Origin of the sequence: uncultured Psychrobacillus sp. (assembly GCF_938022135.1) — a bacterium.
In the GTDB taxonomy this organism is placed as follows: domain Bacteria; phylum Bacillota; class Bacilli; order Bacillales_A; family Planococcaceae; genus Psychrobacillus.
On record NZ_CALIED010000020.1, the window covers coordinates 58,804 to 78,226 of the forward strand.

Consider the following 19,423-nt stretch of genomic DNA (forward strand, 5'->3'; position numbering starts at 1 on the left):
AAAAGTATGGATTTCTTTGATCGCTTTGCCGTACCACATCCAAGCTTTTTGATATATGCATCCATGGTCGGTATCGGCCTTACGATGCTTGCGATAGTTTTAGGTATTACCTACTTCAAGAAATGGGGATACCTGTGGCGCGAATGGATCACTACTGTAGACCATAAGCGTATTGGTATTATGTACTTGCTATCTGCATTACTAATGCTTTTCCGCGGAGGCGTAGACGCAATTATGATGCGCTATCAGCTTTCGATGCCAGAAAACACATTTTTAGATTCACAGCATTACAATGAAGTCTTCTCCACGCACGGAGTAGTAATGATTTTATTCATGGCAATGCCGTTTATCATCTTTTTCTTTAACTACGTTATTCCATTACAAATCGGAGCTAGAGATGTTGCGTTTCCACGTTTAAATGCACTAAGCTTCTGGTTGTTCTTTATGGGTATGGGATTATTCAACATTTCCTTCATCGTAGGTGGATCACCTGACGCAGGATGGACTTCCTACTTCCCACTAGCAGGTAACGAGTTCAGTGCCTCTGTTGGTACGAACTATTATATGATCGCAATACAAATAGCTGGTCTGGGTACGTTAATGACTGGTATTAACTTTATTACAACGATACTGAAAATGAGAGCACCTGGTATGACACTAATGAAGATGCCAATGTTCACATGGTCAGCATTTATCGCTAACATCATTATCGTGTTCGCTTTCCCTGTATTAACTGTATTACTTGCAATGGGAACGATGGACCGACTGTTTGGAACGAACTTCTTTACAACAGACAATGGTGGTATGGATATGCTCTGGGCCAACCTATTCTGGGTTTGGGGACATCCAGAGGTATACATTCTAATCCTGCCGGCATTCGGTATATTCAGTGAGATTATTTCCACCTTTGCACGACGCAATCTATACGGCTATAAGTCGATGGTTGCTTCTATGGTAGTCATTTCTCTTCTATCGTTCGTCGTTTGGGCCCATCACTTCTTTACAATGGGTCAAGGACCACTGTCTAACAGTATCTTCTCCATCACAACGATGGCGATCGCTGTTCCAACCGGGGTTAAGATCTTTAACTGGCTATTCACCCTTTGGAAAGGGAAAATCGAGTTCACGACACCAATGCTTTACTCGATCATGTTCATTCCACTGTTCACACTAGGTGGGGTAACAGGAGTAATGCTTGCTATGTCAGCAGCCGACTATCAATATCATAATACGATGTTCTTAGTAGCCCATTTCCATAATGTCATTATTCCTGGTGTTGTGTACGCAATGCTAGCTGGTCTTACTTACTATTGGCCGAAAATATTCGGTTTCATGTTAAACGAGCGATTAGGAAAATGGACTGCTTGGTTAATGTCTATTGGATTCGTTCTAGCCTTCATCCCAATGTATATTACGGGATTAGACGGTCAAGCCCGTCGTATGTACACATATTCTGAGTCAACAGGCTTTGGAATGTGGAATATGGTTTCGTTCATCGGAGCCGGTGTAATGGCAATTTCATTCGCGTTACTTGTTTACAACATTTATTGGAGCATACGTTATGCTTCTCGCGATATCGGAGACGATCCATGGGATGCACGTTCATTGGAATGGGCTACTCACACTCCGGTACCTGAGTATAATTTCGCAGTTACACCACAAGTTGATTCAACACAAGCATTTTGGGATTCTAAGAAAAACGGCCATGAGTTATTCAAAGGAAAAGTTGAAAAAATTCACATGCCGAATAATAGCGGTTTACCATTTATCATGAGCTGTATCTTCTTCGTCTTTGGATTTGCGATGGTCTTCAGCATATGGCCACTTGCCATTGTGTCATTGATTGGTATATTAGGCTGTCTGGCTTACCGTTCATTTGAACAGGATCACGGAAGATATATTTCGGTAGAGGAAATCGAAGAAACGGAAAGAAAATTGCGAGGTGCTAAAAAATGAAGGTAGATAAGTCACTTCCACTAGAATACAGCACAGAAGAAAATAGCTTAAAAATCTTAGGCTTTTGGATTTTCATCGGAGCGGAAATTATGCTTTTCGCAACACTTTTCGCCTCCTACTTCACCTTAGAGAACCGCGTAGGTAGCGGTCCCTCTGGTGCAGAAATTTTCGAAATAACACCAGTATTAATCGAAACACTTTTACTTTTAACGAGTAGCTTTACAATCGGACTTGCGATTCACGCGATGCGATTAAACCGTACGAAAGCAACGATGACTTTCTTTGGGATCACCCTTCTTCTAGGTGCAGCATTCCTTGGAGTAGAAATTTATGAGTTTGTTCACTATGTGCATGTTGGAGCTGGGCTTCAAACTAGTGCCTTCACTGCGATTTTATTGACGACGCTAGGAACTCACGGCTTGCACGTAACATTCGGTTTGTTCTGGGGATTATTTATTCTCCTACAAATCAAGAAACGTGGGTTGACTCCGGAAACGGCCAATAAGTCATTTATCTTCTCTCTATATTGGCATTTCCTAGATGTGATTTGGATCTTCATCTTCAGCTTCATCTACTTGAAAGGAATGATGTAATATGAAAGAATTATTCCCTCTTAAACAAGTAATGGGCTTTGCGTTTTCATTAGTGCTTACAGCAGTAGCACTGTTGGTGTACTTCATGGATATGTCGTTCGGAGTTGGAATGACTGTCTTACTACTAACGGCGTTTACACAGGCTGGCTTACAGCTTGTCGTATTCATGCATGCCGGTGAAACGGAAGACAAAAAATCTATTTATGTCAATGTGTATTATGGATTGTTGCTCGCATTATTTACGATTTTAGGTACACTACTCGTTATGGTGTGGGATATGTAATAAATGAAGGAGCGTCTATTAGGCGCTCTTTTTTTGTTTGTAAATTTTAAGTGTGGGGAAGGACCATAGGCTGATGACACAAATAAAGCCTAGCAATAAATATCCAAGCTCCACTTTGCTCATGAAAAAAAGGCATCTAGAGTGGATCCTCTAAATACCTTTTACGAGCATCTCTTGTTTAGATACTCTCTTTTTTCAATTGTTTGGAGATCATTTCCTCTGAAGCAACCAATATCATGCCGATGATAAATGTGAAAACTGCTCCCATGACGATTCCGATACCAACGCCCATTACCGTGCTATATTCACTTACGAATGTTCCATATAAAAAGACAGCAATTCCTATAGTTAACAAGGCTGCACCTACAACTTTTGTAGCGTGTAACATTTTTACGTATGATTCCATTTGAAATACACCCCTCTTAACTATTATTATTCACCTCGTTCACATTTTTGTCAATACTTTTTGTCCGAAATGTGAACAAAGTGGTTGTGAAGAAGGGTTTGGCTTTATTAATTGAAAGAGTTAGTTTGAGGTTGGACTTCTAAATCATTGAATCGGTCGGTTTTAGGCGATAATCGGTCGGTTATCCTAAATAATCGGTCGGTTCTTCCCCATAATCGGTCGGTCCAGCACGATAATCGGTCGGTCGAGCCAGATAATCGGTCGGTCACCCGAATGATATGCCCCTAGCGTATGCACAAACAGAAAAAAACTCCCCAGTAGGCTACTGGAGAGTTCTCTTTATCATTTATTATTGTGCAGTTAATCCGCCATCGATGACGAATTCAGATCCTGTTGAGTAGCTTGATTCGTCAGATGCTAGGAAAAGGACTAGATTAGAAACTTCTTCTGATTGTGCAACGCGTTTCAGGGGGATGTGCTTAGCGAACTCTTTAATCAGTTCTACTGCGTCGCCTTGGCTAACCATTGGTGTTTCAATTACACCTGGGTGCACAGAGTTCACGCGGATGCCTAAGTGAGCTAATTGAAGAGCTGCTGCTTTTGTCATACCACGTACTGCGAATTTAGTGTCAGTGTATCCAACTGCTCCACCAACTAATCCGTTCATAGAAGAGATGTTCACGATTGAGCCACCACCAGCTTTTTCCATAGAAGGAACAACTGCCTTTGTTCCAAGGAATACTGAGACTTGGTTGATGTCTACGATTTTACGGTAATCCGCTTCTGTCATATCCATTAGAGGTTTCGCCATGCTAATACCTGCATTGTTAACTAAAATGTTAGCTGGACCAAATGCTTTTTCTGTTTCTTCGATCACAGTTGTCCAGTCTGCTGCTTTTGTTACGTCTTGCTTGACGAACAATACGTTTTCTCCTAATTCTTTTGCTAAAGCTTGTCCGCCTTCTTCGTTTAAGTCAGTGAAAACAACCTTCGCACCTTCTCTAACAAACGTACGTACGTGTGATTCACCCATTCCACGTGCTCCACCTGTAACAATAGCAACTTTATCCGTTAAACGACCCATTATAAATTCCTCCAAGAATCATATTTTTTATTAATAAAGTAAACGATTACAACCCTATTATAGTTCTCTTTTCTTCAAAACCAAAGAGATGCTACAATGATAAAAATACTGTATTAGTCTTAGCCTTTTAGCTAAGAAAATACCTTCACTAATATAAATCCATACTGTTCAAGTTCAATATATACTACTTGAACGTACACTAACAATGATATTAATCACACAGTATTTATTGAATCGTTCCAGTGCTTTTTAAGGAGACATCAACAGTCAAATCAAATGGTAGGTTAGGATAAGCTTGCTCCCATTTATCAAACATGTCCTTCTCATAGAGCTGCATGGTTCTATACTTAAGCCCAAAGCCAAAAGGATCTAGCTCTTCTTCTTGTAACATAGTAAATAGCTTTTCTAGTTCAGACTTTATTTCCTTGGAGGCTAACTTACTGTACTCATCTAGGTTTTCCACATGCAATCTCTTGTCTGACTGACTTACTACACCATCCATTTTTACATTAACTTTGATGGATGCTGGCTGATCATTTTTTTTATTTACATTGTATTTCATGTTTACATTAATTAGATTCAGAACTAAATTTAATTCATCTGTTTCCAATTTGACGCTATAGCCGCCAATATTATTGGCAAGGGCATTGAAATCTCTAGTGAGGCTAGAGGATAAATGAAATGAATCCCGTTTTTCCTTTACGATGATTGATTTATTTACAATCAGCTGAGAACCTGACTCATTGGACTCGACGATTGGTAGAACCGCGTCAATACCTTCACTATAAAAGCTCCTTCTAAATTCATATAAGTACGTAGAGACAATATAAGGGCTTTCGGTGCCTACATTCCCAAAAAATTTAGAGAGAGGTGAAATGACTGCGGATTCGCCTTTAGGCTCCGTTCGTAGTATTTCCTCAGCAGTTGGTTTCGCTGCACCGACCCAGGCAATCGTTTGAATATCACCTCTTCTGAAAAGGTAGTCCATGAACTCCTTTATATCCCCCTCTAAAAGCTTTTCATTGACGAGAATTATTTTAGTATGTCCAAATTCAAGCGTCTTGTCGGTATGTGTTTCCAATATGCGGACAGCCTCTTCTATATTATCGCCTTCATGAACCAAATACTGATAGCTGGGCTCCTTTTCCTGCTGAATGGTCGAAACTGGGATAGCAAGCTTCAGTGTTACTTTATATTTACCTTCCTCATTCTCGGAAGGATCAATCCCAATTCCTGTCACGAATATCCGATTATCGATATCTTTAAAACCACAGCCCGTAAGAAAGCTAGCTATCACAAGAATAGTTACAAGAAGTTTGATATTTACCTTCATGTCTTTAACCTCCTCTTAGCAATGAGCAGACTGCCGATTAAAAAGCCATAAAATATTGGAAGGATATTATAAAAAAAGAGGGTAAGCTTCAATAGCTCGTATTCGCTAATTTGCCTCGTTACAAGAATCCCGATTACTCCAAAAATAATAACAAGCACGTAGGAAGTCAGGTTTATTTCCTTCCATTTCAATCGTTTTATCTGAACAATACTTTCAAATAGCTTGAGAGAAACGTGCCAATGTATGAGCAGACTAATAAATGCCACCCCTAAAAAGACAATTAAAAAAATAAAGATGAGACGCTCAATTATTCCAAATTTCAAACGTACAGCATCACTCGTTGTCACCCAAGGGAAGGTGAAGTTTTCAATTTGCTCAAAGCCATTAAAGCCAATCGGAACGAAATACGTTGTAAAGAGAGTAAATACTCCAGCAAGTGCTAGGATGAACATTTGTTTTAACCCAAACTTTTTGTTAAAATTCATATATTTATTAAAGATTGACAAGTTTACTACACCAATAAAAATAAAGGCCGCTGCCGAAATTGCATTATAGCTTGGTAGCTCCTGAATATGGGTGGCGGCTACCTTGATATAATCCCATTCCAAACGAGGATCGGTATATACTTTCATGATTAAAAAGAAAATAATAGGTAGGAACATAACTAATACTATCTCGGTTGTATAAAGAACACTTTTTTCCTTCATCAGCATCCCAAAGGAAATGATAATTAGGAATGCAAGAGTCGTGATGACAATGGAGGTCTCCGAAGAAATAAACGTATTAAAAAGCAGGACATATGTGACAAGTGTTATTAGACCAGCCAGATACCAGGAAATTGCAAAGTAGAGTAACACCGGATAGTAAAACCATTTAGATGTACTTTTCTTTAGAATTTCAGGAAGGGACATATTCGGAAAGTGACGAAAAAGGTTTACAAGGACACTGACCAGAATCGGTCCAACAATGACGGCAATGACCATGGAAAGGATTACGCCATTTTTACTTTCTCCCATTAAAATCCTCGGGACAGACGCAATGATGTTGGTGACCATCGTGACAATGATGAAGTAATACAGATACCTATTCATTTTTTGTTGTCACCCCTATTTCCTTTTTCTCACCTTTCCAATACATTTTTAAGTAAGGCTCTCCAAAGCTTCGCTTGTTGGTTAAGAACATCAAAAGCCCTAGCGCTCCTAGTATGAGGCCTATCGTGCCAAAAAGCGTTGTATAGAAAATCAGCAAGTAACGACAGATCCGAATAGCGAAGCTCATCTCACTAATGGGAATAACAAAGCTGGTAATGGCAACCGCCGAGACGATGATAATCATAATGTTCGAGGTTAAGGCTGCCTCTGTAGCAGCAGTGCCTAGAATTAAACCACCAACTGTCGTAGCTGTTGCACTGATTGCCTTAGGCAGACGCATACTTGCCTCTATTAGAAATTCCATAAATAGCAGCATGAAAATTACCTCGACAAAGGAGGGATAGGGAACTCCAAGCCTGCTCCCCGCTACCGTAAGGGCAAGCTCCGTTCGTAGGACATCTGGTGTATAGGACGTAACCGCTACATACATAGCAGGTAACACCAAACAAATAACTAAGCCCAAATATCGTAGCACCAACGTAAAAGTAGTAATCCAAAAGGTATGATAGCTATCCTCCATAGACACCATAAAGTCAAAAAATACAATAGGAGCTATTACTGCCTGTGGACTCCCATCAATCATTAGTACAACCTTTCCTGCTGCAAGATTATAGGTTATCCGATCAGGGCGCTCCGTCAATATTAACGTCGGAAAAAGAGAAACCTTAGAGCCATTCAACTGCAGCTGCAAATCTCCCGCTGACTGGATAAGTGGAGCTTCTAAGCTGTTTAATTTTTTCTTAATATTACGTAGAACAGACTTTTTCACTGTCTTCTCATCATACATAATCGAAACCTGTGGACGTGACTTTTCCTTCATATCATGCATTTCAATCATCAGGGTAGGCGCATGATACCGCTGTCTAATGATGTTCAGGTTTGTATCTAAATCCTCACTTAACGCTAACTGTGGACCATAAACAGTCGGCTCGATCAGAGTTTGCTGTACAGCATCTGAGTTGACCAGCTTAATATCCAGCAGATAAAACCGGTCCTCTATAGAAACGAGGACAGCACCTTTTGTCAGCTTGATCTGCAGCTCTTCTCCTGACGTCATCTCCACCTGCTCTGGTAACGATTCGATATAGGACTGAAAGCTTTCATTAGATTTCATTTCAAAAAATGGCTTAATCACAATACTGTGGAGTTTATTGCCGTCTACCACTGTCTTCAAATAAAAGAGGTATACCTTGTTGTCACCAATGTGCAAGGGCTTCAGCATGATGTCACTAGAAGGCTCAAACTTTTTGGATAGCTCATCCATCAATGTAGGAGGATTTGATTTTGCCATGTTATCCAATCTGTTACACCTCCACGTTCATTTAGTACGTTTAGGGTAACCGAGAAGAGACATTTTTAACCGTTGTACCAAGCCTTCAGCATCAAAAAAACACCCGTATGAAGCATTCTACTACAGAGTGCTCCATTAACGGATGTTTATCATTTAATAGATATTTGGTACAGCAGACAATTCGATTCCTGTTAAAGTGGCAAAAGCCTTATTGAAACTATATTCTTCTTCCGTTTCTATAAGAATTTCATTAATAATGCCAGGTCCAAACTCATCTACAAGGTATTTAATCGTTAAGTGAGACTGAATATAGCCATTATACTTGGCGTTTTTATCATCTCCCATACCAGCAATCTTGGAATTAAGAGAGCTTAAAGGAACTGCTTCAGCCTCTAAAGGAGGTATCTCCTTACCAAAGTTACTAATATACTCCCCCACCCCTACAATGAACCAATTAGGAATATAGCTAGCAGATAGCCTTAGCTCATCCATTCTCTGGTTAATTACATATTGCGTATAATCATGAATCACATTTTTGTATAGTAAATCCGCTGGTGCCATATCTGGAAAGATTTCCTCTCGATCCGCTGGAAATATATTTACCGTATTATAATAAGGATTATCATTATTATTTATAAAATGACCTATGCCAAACAAATTAATCCGATCAGCTTTATTAGGAAAAATGATCAAATCGACCGAATCATTGAACTGTCCTAGTATTTCATTGTTGAGCTCAATCCCCCGCTCTAGTGCGACCTTCGTCGTTGGCAATAGCTCCGCATCAAAATCCATGTAGTGGATGGTCACATGGGCTACATCCACCTTTTGATAGTCCTTTAAAAATTCAGCTATTCTCTCTTCTTCTTTCTTATCCTGTATATAGCCTGCAACTGCATTAGGGATTAATCCAAATAACGGCTGATGAATATAAAAAGCAACAAAACAAACGAAAAGGAGATAGAGAACATATTTGCGCATCATCATTTAAAATCAGTCCTTTAAATTTTGGTACGGTGAAAGAGTTTTTTCCTCCAACCAACCTATAGCAGATGGTATCATGCCATCTATTATTCTATCAGCGCTCACCTTTGTCAATTTTACAAATAAAAACCCCTATCTCAACTGAAACAGGAGTGTGATCTACGTTTATAAGTCGGCATTCTTTTGAACAGATTTTCTAAGAGAGATAGAATTCATCACGAACCATAGTATCCCAGCAATGAGGGGAACCATCACACTATCGAGCATCGATCTCCCCATTAAAATAGAGAGAAGACTCATCCCTACACAAAAGGCTATGGAGCTTAATAGATTACGCTTTTTAGCAGCCTTTATCTCATCTGCTGTAAAGACATTTGCAAATTCAATGCCTGAAAATATGTACCTAGCTAAAGAATAAAATAAAAATACAGCAAAAGGAATCAGCAGTAAAAATAGAGGCTCCATGTCTGTAAATAGATAGACAGCAATCATAACAAAGGAAAGGATAAATTGAAGGATTGCCCCTTCTACTAATATCTTGGAAATCACCTTTTGTTTATATTCATCCGTCGAAAGCCATTGTAATATATGCATATCTATTCCTCCCAAAATAAATCATTTAATGTTTGATCCAGCTCTTTCGCAATCGCAATACATAATTGTAACGTCGGATTATAATCCCCTTTTTCAATCAACCCTACTGTTTGACGAGTTACTCCAATTTTACTTGCTAGCTCAGATTGCGTTAAGCCCTTTTCCATCCGAGCAATTTTCACACGATTAACCATAAATGCCTCCGAATTGAATGTAATGTATATCTGTCATTTGTAATTTATATGTTACATTAAATTAGATTGGGAAGTCAAGGCTTTGTAAGAAAAAAAGACTGGGGATTTAACATAATCGATATTGCTGATTGTATTTTATCTAAAATAGAGGAATGGCATGGAATAAATCTATTCCTATCCCTTTTATTAATCATAAAAAGTACATCTTCATTAAAATGTGCTTTTACTTCTTAATCATATAGAAAACAACATTAATAACACAGAACACATTTTGGTGAAATAGCACAATTAAAGATTAAAGATAACGTATTACCATTTTAGTTATTTTGTTAATTAAATTAACTACATAAAAAAGCGAGTATATGAACGTTTCTGTTCATATACTCGTTAATTAACTTTATTGAAATTTACATTTCTTTTAGATATAACCATAGAAGAGTTAAAGCCCTCTTAGAATTCCACCGATAATTCTAGAGCCTTCTTCGATAAATAAACATTTGGTAAGCTTGCCTTTGCATACAGATAATTTTCTTCATCCATATTAATATTTACTAAAATTCTACCTTCTGTGTAGCTCTTAACGTAATCCTTTAGTTCATTAATATTTTGGAAATGAGTATTTAGAGGAATATAAACGGCATGATTCCCATCAGACAAAAATACAACCTGATAATTCTTTGAATAATCTAGGGACTCCGTATGGAAATGATAGATACTTCTTTCTCTAATATACATATCCAATGCACTTAATATATTTTCCTGTTGTGCTTCAGTTAGATTTTCTTGTTGATAAATACTTAGTAAGAAGTGTATATTTCGCTGGTTTTGTCCAAATGATAATCGAGATATATACTCATCCAAATTTCCTTCTTGTGAAAGTACATTTACTTTCTCCGCTGCCAGTTGTTCTATTTTCTCTTTAACTTGCTCTTCCATATTTCCTTTATGGCTCTCTTCCAATCGGTCAAAAAGATGCTGCATATAATCTATTTGCTCGAGGTAATCTATTGAAATCGAGTCCATTTCAGCTAATTCTAGCACCATTCTAGTTAAATGCTGGACTTCCATTTCAAACAAAACATCTTTATTCGTAACAGAGTTTTTTTGTGCCGGAGTTAATTGATCCCATTTATTTTGGACTTCACCCAATTGGTATTCATCATTGAAGCCAACCAAATTAGCAATTAATTCTTCAACCAAGTTAACCTCTGTCTCTTCAAAATAGGTTAACAATTCTCCTGAGATAAGTGCTCTATCTCCGTACAAGCTGTTGATCATTAGCCTTGTCTCATCCATTAAATAACTTGCTTCTGTTACATTATCTATTTCTTTAATTTGATTAATATTTTTTTCAATTTCTGAAACAATCTGAAGCGTAATCTCTTGATTCATGAGTAATCTTTCTATTTCCACCTCAAAATCAACTAACTTTTGAAGATTTGTCACTAGCTTTCTCTGAGGATCTGTTAATGCATTATACCCCTCTCTTGCATGGTCAACTAGATCTCTTGATGCAAGTGTTAATGGAGTGGGAATGCTGTTTATTCTTACAATTATACGATTAGCAGCTTCTGCATCTGGATTAACCGGAATATTGCCATTTTCTCCACCACCGTCCGAAGGTGGCTGTGGAGTTGGAGCTGGTGGAGGGGTTGGTGGCGTCGGAATTTGTGAATTGCGTCGCTCCTCTTGCTCTTTTTTCTCTTGTTCTCGTTGCCTTAATTGGTCCTCCATTTTTTTTCTTTGTTGCTCAGCTAAAGACGCTAACAATTTTTCCTCTGCTTCTTTCTTCGCTTTTTCAGCCGCTAAACGATTTGCCTCTTCTTTTCTTTTTCTCTCTTCTTCTAGTCGTTGTATTAATGCTTGATTTTGATTTTCTAGTTCTCTTTGTTTTCGTGCTAACTCCTCTTGTTGTTGTTTTCTCTTTTCTTCGAGCTGCTCAATTGCTTGTTGTTTCTTTTTTTCTTCCTCACTTATTTGTAAGGCTGGAGCTCGATCGAAGTCAAGGGAGCCAGGTGACTTATTGTTATTATAAAGTTCTATTAGACGTTTAGCTTCTTCCGGAGAAACCTGCCCACTAGTAATTGCGCTTTTCAATAGACTTGCTAGTAAATTATCTACGTTTTGTTGATACCTTTGGAAATCAACTTCCGAATCTAAATTCATCTCAACCTTGTTCATGCTATTAATAAATGCTCTATTCTCTTCATCTATTTGCGCTTTATTTATTAATATTTGCTCTATGATGGTAGAGTCAACGGATGGAAGGAAACTATCAAGGTCCACTACATGTACCCCGTCTGGTAAATTAGGAGTCAGTCCTGGCGAGATTTGCTGAGTAGGGAATATTGGAACCGCTCCATTATTTGGGTTGCTTTCCTGATCTACTTCCACCGTTCCTGCACCTACAAACATGGTTGGCAATCCTGTTAACGGATTGATAGCTACAACAAAGTGAGTACCCTTTGCATGAAAAGTTGCATCAATCGACATTATTTGAAAACGATCCTTCTTATTTTTAACAGGAGTCACATCTGCATAGACAGAACCTTTCCAAGCTTTTAAACTAGTCATTTTAAAGCCTTCATTTTCATGTAAATGTACAAGGGAAATATCCGAATTCTCCCCAATCGTTACGTTATCCTTCGTATCCCCTGCCTGTAATAGAATACTAGACAATTCCTCAGTCTGAATCCGATCCCCTTGGTGAAGCTTCATTCCGATAGCTGCTCGAATAGACTTCATGCCTCCTGCCTTTTGAATATACGCAACACCTGTTATCTCTTGAACGACAAAGAATCTATTCTCCTTAGCACTTGCAGGCTCACTAGGTAATACTGCTATCATTACAAGTAAGCTCATCAAAAACATATAACTAACTTTCTTAACTCCTCTAAGCAAGACTTCTCCTCCTCTCGTTATTTGGTTATTTTAATAATTTGATTGGTATGGCTATTCGTCACAAAGATTATTCCTTTTTTAGTTACTGCAAGATCTGACGGGAACTGCAAGTCTTTCACAATAGTGCTTACTGTACCTTTATAGTAGTAACGAATAGCATGATTTCCATAATCCGCGATTAATAGACCACCTTCTGGAGTAACCGCTATCCCTTTTGGTATGGAGAATTGAGAAGCTAAAGCATTACCATCTTTAAAGCCACTGTCTCCATATAAACCATTGGTAGAGGGTACATTTCCAGCAACAGTAGTCACTTTGTTTGTTAAGAAGTCGATATATCGGATTACTTGGTTTCCTGTATCACTCACATATAGATTTCCTTTCGCGTCTACTGCAAGACTAGAAGGTTCATTAAACTTTGCTTGGCTTAGTGTTCCATCCAGATAATCTCCCGCACTCTCAATTACGCCATCAGCAATTTCTACTGGACGCAGGGAAGGTGCATTAAGCGTCGTAACGTTACCGTTTGTATCAATTTTACGAATCACATGATTCAAAGTATCAGTCACATATACTATGCCATCTGTTGTAACAGCAAGATCCTGTGGAAAATAAAAACTAGCAGCATTTGACTTCCCATCCACTAACCCTGGACGACCATTTCCTGCCAAGGTAATTACTTGACCTTCACTTGTTATTTTACGAATAACATGGTTTGCTGTATCTGCTACATACACATTTCCCTTGGAATCACTTACAAGTCCAGAGGGAGTAGAAAAAATGGCTTTATCCTTTACATCGTTATGCAAGCCCCCAAGCGGGGAACCATCTTTATTTACCGTCAAAATCATTCCTGCATAGGTAGAAAGATTCCCACTATTTAGTCGACGAATTAAATGATTTCCTTGATCAGAAATAACAAGGGAATCGTCTGGCAGGATTGCTAGATTTGTAGGCAAACGTAACATGCCCCCTTCAGACGTAACTGCTGGGTATACCGAAGTTACAACGACTGGGGAGTAGATGGCTTGAAGCCTCTCCAGCTCTTTTATCAATGCTTGATGAAATACTTGCTTACTAGATAATTTGGCTACGAGAGTTGGAACATCGTTAATCACTTTTACTGCTTCTTCTTTTTTTCCACCCAGATATAATTGTTGGGCGCTTGTTAGCTTCATAATAATTGTCACAGGAACAACCAGCTCGTCTCGTTTTTGATCTGCTGGCTTTTTATATTTTTCTAACAAAAGGTCACGAGGTGCTTTTCCTGTTACACGATACAAAATAGACGTTCTTGACTTAAGTTGCACTGATAGCTTGTGATAGGCTTTTTCAACTGCAAGAAAGTCCTTTTTTGCCTCAGCTTCTTTTATTTCTTTTAATAAGGGATCTAAGTACTTCGTTGCGTAGTTATAGGCATCGATGTACGGGATTAGGCCCTTCCCTATTTTCTCCTGATACAATGCCTCTATTTCTTTTAGCTTCTCTTGTTTTTCTTTTGCTGAAAGATTAGATGTGAGAATGACATTTCTAGTTGTTTGATAGTTTTTCTTTACACTGTTTAGCACTGGGTCAAGGGAAGCACTGGAGACCAATTCCCCTTTTAAAGCAGGCTCTACATAAGACAGAGCAGCTTTCTTCATTTCCATTTTTAATGAAATAATGGATTGTTGAACAGAAGTAGTTTGTCCATATGCAATCGGTGCAAATGACAAAATAGTTGAAACTAATAAAATCACAACCATTATTTCTTTCCAAATTTTTCTTTTCATAATTTCTCCCCCTTTACAGAACATGATAAAATTCTACAAATTGTATCAATAACATACACTTTCTAACATTAATCATTTTTTTATCATATGAATACTGAGGAATGTTAATAGTTTTGCATTTGTATGTTCCCTGTGTCAGAAACAAACATGAATTTCACAACATTCACGTTTTTTCGAACTAACGTGAATGTTTCTGACACAGGGACGAAAATAAATTGTATAAAAAAACGAGTATTTGAACGACTTTCGTTCAAATACTCGCTTCTAATGTTTTAAATACTTCCTAAAATTTATCTATCACAGCCAATGCCATCGCCGTCACGATCAAGATGCGTACCGTATCCTGGCTCTCCTTGATGAATCGGTGCTGCACCAGCATTACGGGCTTCCGTACAGTTTTTATATTTTACATTAGACTTTTTCTCTTCTGCCACTCGTTTAGCTTCTTCTTGCTTACGTTGTTCCTCTGCTAAACGTTCTGCTTCTTCTTGCTTGCGCTGCTCTTCAGCTAGTCGATCTGCTTCTTCTTGCTTTTGCTGCTCCTCTGCTAAACGCTCTGCTTCAGCATCTGTTTTATTGGATTGCTCATCAGCTGTTTTCGTATCTGGAGTAATAGCGTCTGTTTCTGTAGTGTCTTCTCCAAAAATCATTGCAAGAATGATTATAAAGCCGAATACATACATAAACGAGGCAACTGCTCTTTTCCACCACTTCCCACTGCGGAAGCCTAGCACCTTCTGATACCATTTTCTCTCTTTTGACACGAATGCAATTTTAGCATCCACTAAAAGAGCAACAAACTTTTTACCAGAGCTAGTTAAAACTAAATCTCCTTCTTCTCTGCTTATTACAGTTTTCATTGCAAATTGGTCTATGACTGCATGAGAAAAGAACGTAAAAGGCCATTTGTTCATTAAAGTTACTGTTCGTTCCTTGTCGTCATATTCATAAACTAAAATATCCGTATCTTCTACTAAAACAAAGTTGCCCTTTTTCTTTGCACTTTGATAGTAGCCTTCTGCAATTAGCTTCGCATTTCTATGTTTTTCCCTTAACAGTCTCTCTCCATTTTTCGCATGACCAAGATTATCACGCTTCATAACAAATGCTGTTATTTTCACGTTATTAGATCGTAAATCATTTAATCTATCTGCGTGTAAGAAATGATCAAAATCATGGGTAACCGTTGTGAGTACATTGGCTGATTTGTGATGGACAATATGCTCAAGGATTTCAATAAACTCCTTGCTGTCATCGTTAATTTTAATATCATCAAATCTACGTGGCATGTACCCAATACTCATTGTTAGCTGCCACTCATTTTTATCCTTGTTCTCTTTCTGAACACGGATATCACTGACCTGGTCATGTGTATAAACCATATTTTCACTTTTGGAAAGAAATAGGATAGATGTAGTTGTTAATACCAATACTCCCTTTACATCCCTGCCACTTTTCTTATCAAATTCCGCCTCTATCACTTTTAAGACAGTATCCGTTGAATTTATAACGGTATGTCGTGCTTGCTCTAAAACTTTTCCATACATTGTCACTAAGGCTTTCTGACCTATTGTTGGTCGATTTCCTATCCACTTCTGCATACATGTACCTCCGTCTAAAATATCATTTTCTATTATAAACGGGTTTTCCCTATTCAGAGGTTTATGTAATTTTCAAATTTATTTAGACCCTTTGGCACAAACAAATTGTTCCTTACAGTAAATATTCCCTCTCCCATTACCATTAATATATCTAAAAAATAATCACTATAAAATATTCTGAAAGTTTAGATTCATATAAATTATATGATAAAATTGAATAAAATTAATTCCATAAAAAGTAATAAAATGACATTTTTATCCTTGTCGAAAAATGAAATAAAATTAATTCTATATGTACAAAATTAAATAGATGAAGAGGTGTTGTGATGTTAATAACGGAAAAGAAAGAGCAAACAATTTTTGATCACATGGGACATAAAATAATGACAGATAGAGAGATTGATATCGTCGCTAGATTAGAGGAACCATTAGTAGTGGTATTAGGAAATATGTTAAGCCACGAGGAGTGCGATGAGCTGATCAGATTATCGATGGACCGAATGAAACGATCCAAAATTGGAGCAGCACGCGAAGTAAATGAACAGAGAACAAGTAGTGGTACGTTCATTGAAGAAAATGAAAACGCGATTGTTGCTAGAGTAGAAAAAAGAATCTCAGCTGTTATGAATATACCTATCGAACACGGAGAAGGCCTTCAAATCCTTCAGTATACGCCTGGTCAAGAATATAAAGCTCATTTTGATTTCTTTTCATCAACAAGCAAAGCAGCAAACAATAATAGAATCAGTACGCTCGTCATGTACTTAAATGATGTAGAAGAAGGTGGAGAAACCTTTTTCCCTAAGCTGAACTTTACCGTAACGCCGAAAAAAGGGATGGCCGTCTATTTCGAGTATTTCTATAATGATCAAACTTTAAACGAATTGACCCTACATGCGGGCGCACCAGTGATTACTGGTGAGAAGTGGGTTGCTACTCAGTGGATGAGGAAGCAGAAGGTACGATGAGATTAGTTTGCTGAAATGAAACTTCCTATGAAGAACAAATAATAAAGGAGCCGGTTTATTGGCTCCTTTTTTTCTTGTTCATCTAAATATCAATTTTTAAATCCTTCAACAAAATCGTTTACAAGTTGTAATTGTTCAGAAGTCATCCCATCTATCGTTTGAAGCAAGTCTTCCCGATTTACGTTAAACGTTTCCTCTTCTTCGCAATCGTCCATAAAATATTCTAATAACTCTTCATGTGAATATGTCACGTAGTCTGGACTGTCTTTTTCAAGCTCATATAATCTAATCGCTTCTACTTCATCAGCAGTCGGCATATTCTCTGGTTGATTCAAGTCCCTTAAATATGTTTTTAAAGATACCCATCTCTTTTCAGATACCGTTACATCAAATATATTGTTGAACTCATCTCTATTCATAATCATCTCATTTACTCGTTTAAATCCAGCCCGTAGCTCATCAATGGTTGCCTTCTTATAATATTCACCAATTCCATACTTAATTCCACTTTTTCTGAGGTGTTCAATCTCATCATCTGTCGGAGCTTTTACAGGCATTGCTATAACTTTAAGATATCTTTCAACGTCTTTCCACTTACCTTCAGGTACATCATCAACCAATCTGTATAAATCTTCTATATTCATGTTAATTACCCCCATCATTTATAATATTCTATCTCTATTTAACTTCCCATTACGAAACTGTTTGCTCCTGGGACTCCAATAAAGAGATATCATAATATAAACTTAGAGCCTTTATGAACTCAACCTTTAAGTCCTCAACATCTAATATAGGACTCATTAAAACTGGGTAGCTTTTATTTAGTTCAAAAATCACACGTCGACCATAGCGCTCGTCCTTACCTAAATCTGCTCGATCTTTAATTTTTGCTTTTAGAATTTCACTCACTTCTAATTGTTTAATGATTGTTAAGATTTTTAACATAAATTGCCCATTTCGGAAGATGGCATATTTAATAATGTAGTTAAACAAATCCAGATTTTCGATGATCAAATCGTAATAGGTTTCTTTTTCATAATATAACTCTACAGAGTCCCCTATATATTCAACTGCTAAAATACATTTATATATATAGTTTTCCCAGTCAAAATCTTTAATAACTATTTTAGAAAACTCATTGTAATTTTCAGTAATTTGAGGGTATTTTTCTAATAAAAATTCTCGCTTTTCCGATACTAAAAGAGAATGCCAAAACCTTTCATTAAAGTGAATATCTCTATCTAATTTAATATAAGTTTTGGAGATAGCTTGAAAGGCAGCCATATAGTCTACCTTCTTCTCTTCCTCACTTCCTTTTGCCATATAAATAGGAAAGTCAGGCGCTTCCTCTATTTCTATTATTTCATCAGAAAAGAAGTCATCATTATTTGAAAGACTACCACCTATAAAGGCGTTATATAGCTTTTCATCTTTTTTATATCCCTCTTTTAATAACCTAACCTGCATTAGGATTCAACTCCTTTACTGCCTTTACAAATTTCTCAATAATTTGATTCGTTATGCGATCGATAATTTCATCAATATTATCGCTTGAGACTTCTACAATTGCTTTATTGGCCATTAAATTATATAGTTTAAAATCCAGTAAATCATCTGGTTGACTAATATCAGATAATATTACACTCTCTTCATCTTCTTCTGCATAGGATACAATGAAACGTTCTAATGCCATCCGTAAGCCAGTATAGATATATGGATTTAAAAGTGCACCTGATCTAGACATCGAAGGAAATTGAAAATCCTCTTCGCGGAAGTGGATAATAATACACTCAGTGCCTAGCTCATATTTAATTGCAGAATTTAAATTAGGATCGAGTCTTTTTTCAAATAAATCTAGCGGATTTTTCATACCACCTTCAAAAGTGATAATGTTAGAGTAGCCCAGCATAGAATTTTTAGCGACTATAATTGATTCCTTGAAGGAATCATAGAAACTAGTTAACTCTTCATTCGCTGAAAAAGAAACATCTGCTTTTGATACTATATGCATTTGAATAGACGTACGGCTTGAAAGAGACATACGATTTTTTGCAATTTCTACTATTAAGTGCTCACTGTCCAGTGGAAAAAACTTTGTATCCTTGGACTGAATCACTAAGATATACTGTGCTTCCTTGCTTTTTAATAAACTTTCAAAAAATCTAGAAGCTAAATTGGAAATAATTTTAAAACGATATACTTCATTATCCTCTTCAAACTCAACTTTTATAGTAAAATCACTTTCTTCATAACTTGATGAAAAAGGGGATAGGATAGGATAGGGAAAATTGGCTTCTTTTTTATAGATCATG

At 37.3% G+C, this 19,423-nt stretch carries 18 protein-coding genes; 4 read left to right on the forward strand and 14 right to left on the reverse strand.

Features of this window, described 5'->3' with window-relative positions:
* Window positions 1–6 precede the first annotated feature (6 nt).
* From qoxB to qoxD, 3 genes are read left to right on the forward strand one after another with little or no spacing between them, the layout of a single operon-like run.
* A complete protein-coding gene (qoxB, locus tag Q0371_RS04780; protein WP_298468887.1) occupies window positions 7–1,956 on the forward strand; it encodes a cytochrome aa3 quinol oxidase subunit I in 1,950 nt (649 codons plus the stop codon).
* Window positions 1,953–2,549: a cytochrome aa3 quinol oxidase subunit III gene (qoxC, locus tag Q0371_RS04785; RefSeq protein ID WP_251556238.1), complete on the forward strand. Its 597-nt coding sequence runs from the start codon at window positions 1,953–1,955 to the stop codon at window positions 2,547–2,549. The genes qoxB and qoxC overlap by 4 nt, the downstream gene beginning before the upstream one ends.
* Before the next feature lies 1 nt (window position 2,550).
* On the forward strand, window positions 2,551–2,832 hold the full coding sequence (qoxD, locus tag Q0371_RS04790) for a cytochrome aa3 quinol oxidase subunit IV (RefSeq protein WP_251556239.1): 282 nt from the start codon (window positions 2,551–2,553) through the stop codon (window positions 2,830–2,832).
* Window positions 2,833–3,010: 178 nt separating this feature from the next.
* Here qoxD and Q0371_RS04795 read toward each other — a convergent pair whose 3' ends face one another.
* The 11 genes from Q0371_RS04795 to Q0371_RS04845 all read right to left on the reverse strand — a co-directional run bounded on the left by Q0371_RS04795 (window position 3,011) and on the right by Q0371_RS04845 (window position 16,143).
* Window positions 3,011–3,238: a hypothetical protein gene (locus Q0371_RS04795; RefSeq protein WP_298468891.1), complete on the reverse strand. Its 228-nt coding sequence runs from the start codon at window positions 3,236–3,238 to the stop codon at window positions 3,011–3,013.
* Window positions 3,239–3,587: 349 nt separating this feature from the next.
* Window positions 3,588–4,322, reverse strand: a complete 735-nt coding sequence (locus Q0371_RS04800) for a glucose 1-dehydrogenase (RefSeq protein ID WP_298468894.1) — start codon at window positions 4,320–4,322, stop codon at window positions 3,588–3,590.
* Between the two features lie 226 nt (window positions 4,323–4,548).
* A complete protein-coding gene (locus tag Q0371_RS04805; RefSeq protein ID WP_298468897.1) occupies window positions 4,549–5,655 on the reverse strand; it encodes a Ger(x)C family spore germination protein in 1,107 nt (368 codons plus the stop codon).
* Window positions 5,652–6,746, reverse strand: a complete 1,095-nt coding sequence (locus Q0371_RS04810) for a GerAB/ArcD/ProY family transporter (protein ID WP_298468901.1) — start codon at window positions 6,744–6,746, stop codon at window positions 5,652–5,654. Before Q0371_RS04810 ends, Q0371_RS04805 begins: the two co-directional genes overlap by 4 nt.
* On the reverse strand, window positions 6,739–8,097 hold the full coding sequence (locus Q0371_RS04815; RefSeq protein ID WP_298469182.1) for a spore germination protein: 1,359 nt from the start codon (window positions 8,095–8,097) through the stop codon (window positions 6,739–6,741). The genes Q0371_RS04810 and Q0371_RS04815 overlap by 8 nt, the downstream gene beginning before the upstream one ends.
* Window positions 8,098–8,250: 153 nt before the next feature.
* Window positions 8,251–9,084 (reverse strand): hypothetical protein, encoded by an 834-nt coding sequence (locus tag Q0371_RS04820; protein WP_298468904.1) that lies wholly within the window; start codon window positions 9,082–9,084, stop codon window positions 8,251–8,253.
* Window positions 9,085–9,246: 162 nt separating this feature from the next.
* Window positions 9,247–9,675, reverse strand: coding sequence for a hypothetical protein (locus tag Q0371_RS04825; protein WP_298468907.1), 429 nt, complete (start codon window positions 9,673–9,675; stop codon window positions 9,247–9,249).
* Between the two features lie 2 nt (window positions 9,676–9,677).
* Window positions 9,678–9,869 (reverse strand): helix-turn-helix transcriptional regulator, encoded by a 192-nt coding sequence (locus tag Q0371_RS04830; protein WP_298468909.1) that lies wholly within the window; start codon window positions 9,867–9,869, stop codon window positions 9,678–9,680.
* A 450-nt stretch (window positions 9,870–10,319) separates the two neighbouring features.
* On the reverse strand, window positions 10,320–12,770 hold the full coding sequence (locus Q0371_RS04835; RefSeq protein ID WP_298468912.1) for a FecR domain-containing protein: 2,451 nt from the start codon (window positions 12,768–12,770) through the stop codon (window positions 10,320–10,322).
* Window positions 12,771–12,787: 17 nt separating this feature from the next.
* Window positions 12,788–14,542 carry a hypothetical protein gene (locus tag Q0371_RS04840; RefSeq protein WP_298468917.1) on the reverse strand — a complete coding sequence of 585 codons (1,755 nt, stop codon included), beginning with the start codon at window positions 14,540–14,542 and terminating at the stop codon, window positions 12,788–12,790.
* Between the two features lie 290 nt (window positions 14,543–14,832).
* Window positions 14,833–16,143 carry an excalibur calcium-binding domain-containing protein gene (locus Q0371_RS04845; RefSeq protein WP_298468920.1) on the reverse strand — a complete coding sequence of 437 codons (1,311 nt, stop codon included), beginning with the start codon at window positions 16,141–16,143 and terminating at the stop codon, window positions 14,833–14,835.
* Between the two features lie 326 nt (window positions 16,144–16,469).
* Between Q0371_RS04845 and Q0371_RS04850 the strand changes: the two genes are divergently transcribed.
* Window positions 16,470–17,111: a 2OG-Fe(II) oxygenase gene (locus tag Q0371_RS04850; RefSeq protein ID WP_298468923.1), complete on the forward strand. Its 642-nt coding sequence runs from the start codon at window positions 16,470–16,472 to the stop codon at window positions 17,109–17,111.
* Between the two features lie 89 nt (window positions 17,112–17,200).
* Here Q0371_RS04850 and Q0371_RS04855 read toward each other — a convergent pair whose 3' ends face one another.
* The 3 genes from Q0371_RS04855 to Q0371_RS04865 are packed head-to-tail and all read right to left on the reverse strand — an operon-like array spanning window position 17,201 to window position 19,422.
* Window positions 17,201–17,755, reverse strand: coding sequence for a hypothetical protein (locus Q0371_RS04855; protein WP_298468925.1), 555 nt, complete (start codon window positions 17,753–17,755; stop codon window positions 17,201–17,203).
* A gap of 49 nt (window positions 17,756–17,804) precedes the next feature.
* Window positions 17,805–18,578 carry a hypothetical protein gene (locus tag Q0371_RS04860; RefSeq protein WP_298468927.1) on the reverse strand — a complete coding sequence of 258 codons (774 nt, stop codon included), beginning with the start codon at window positions 18,576–18,578 and terminating at the stop codon, window positions 17,805–17,807.
* Window positions 18,568–19,422, reverse strand: coding sequence for a hypothetical protein (locus Q0371_RS04865; protein ID WP_298468930.1), 855 nt, complete (start codon window positions 19,420–19,422; stop codon window positions 18,568–18,570). The genes Q0371_RS04860 and Q0371_RS04865 overlap by 11 nt, the downstream gene beginning before the upstream one ends.
* Window position 19,423 lies beyond the last annotated feature (1 nt).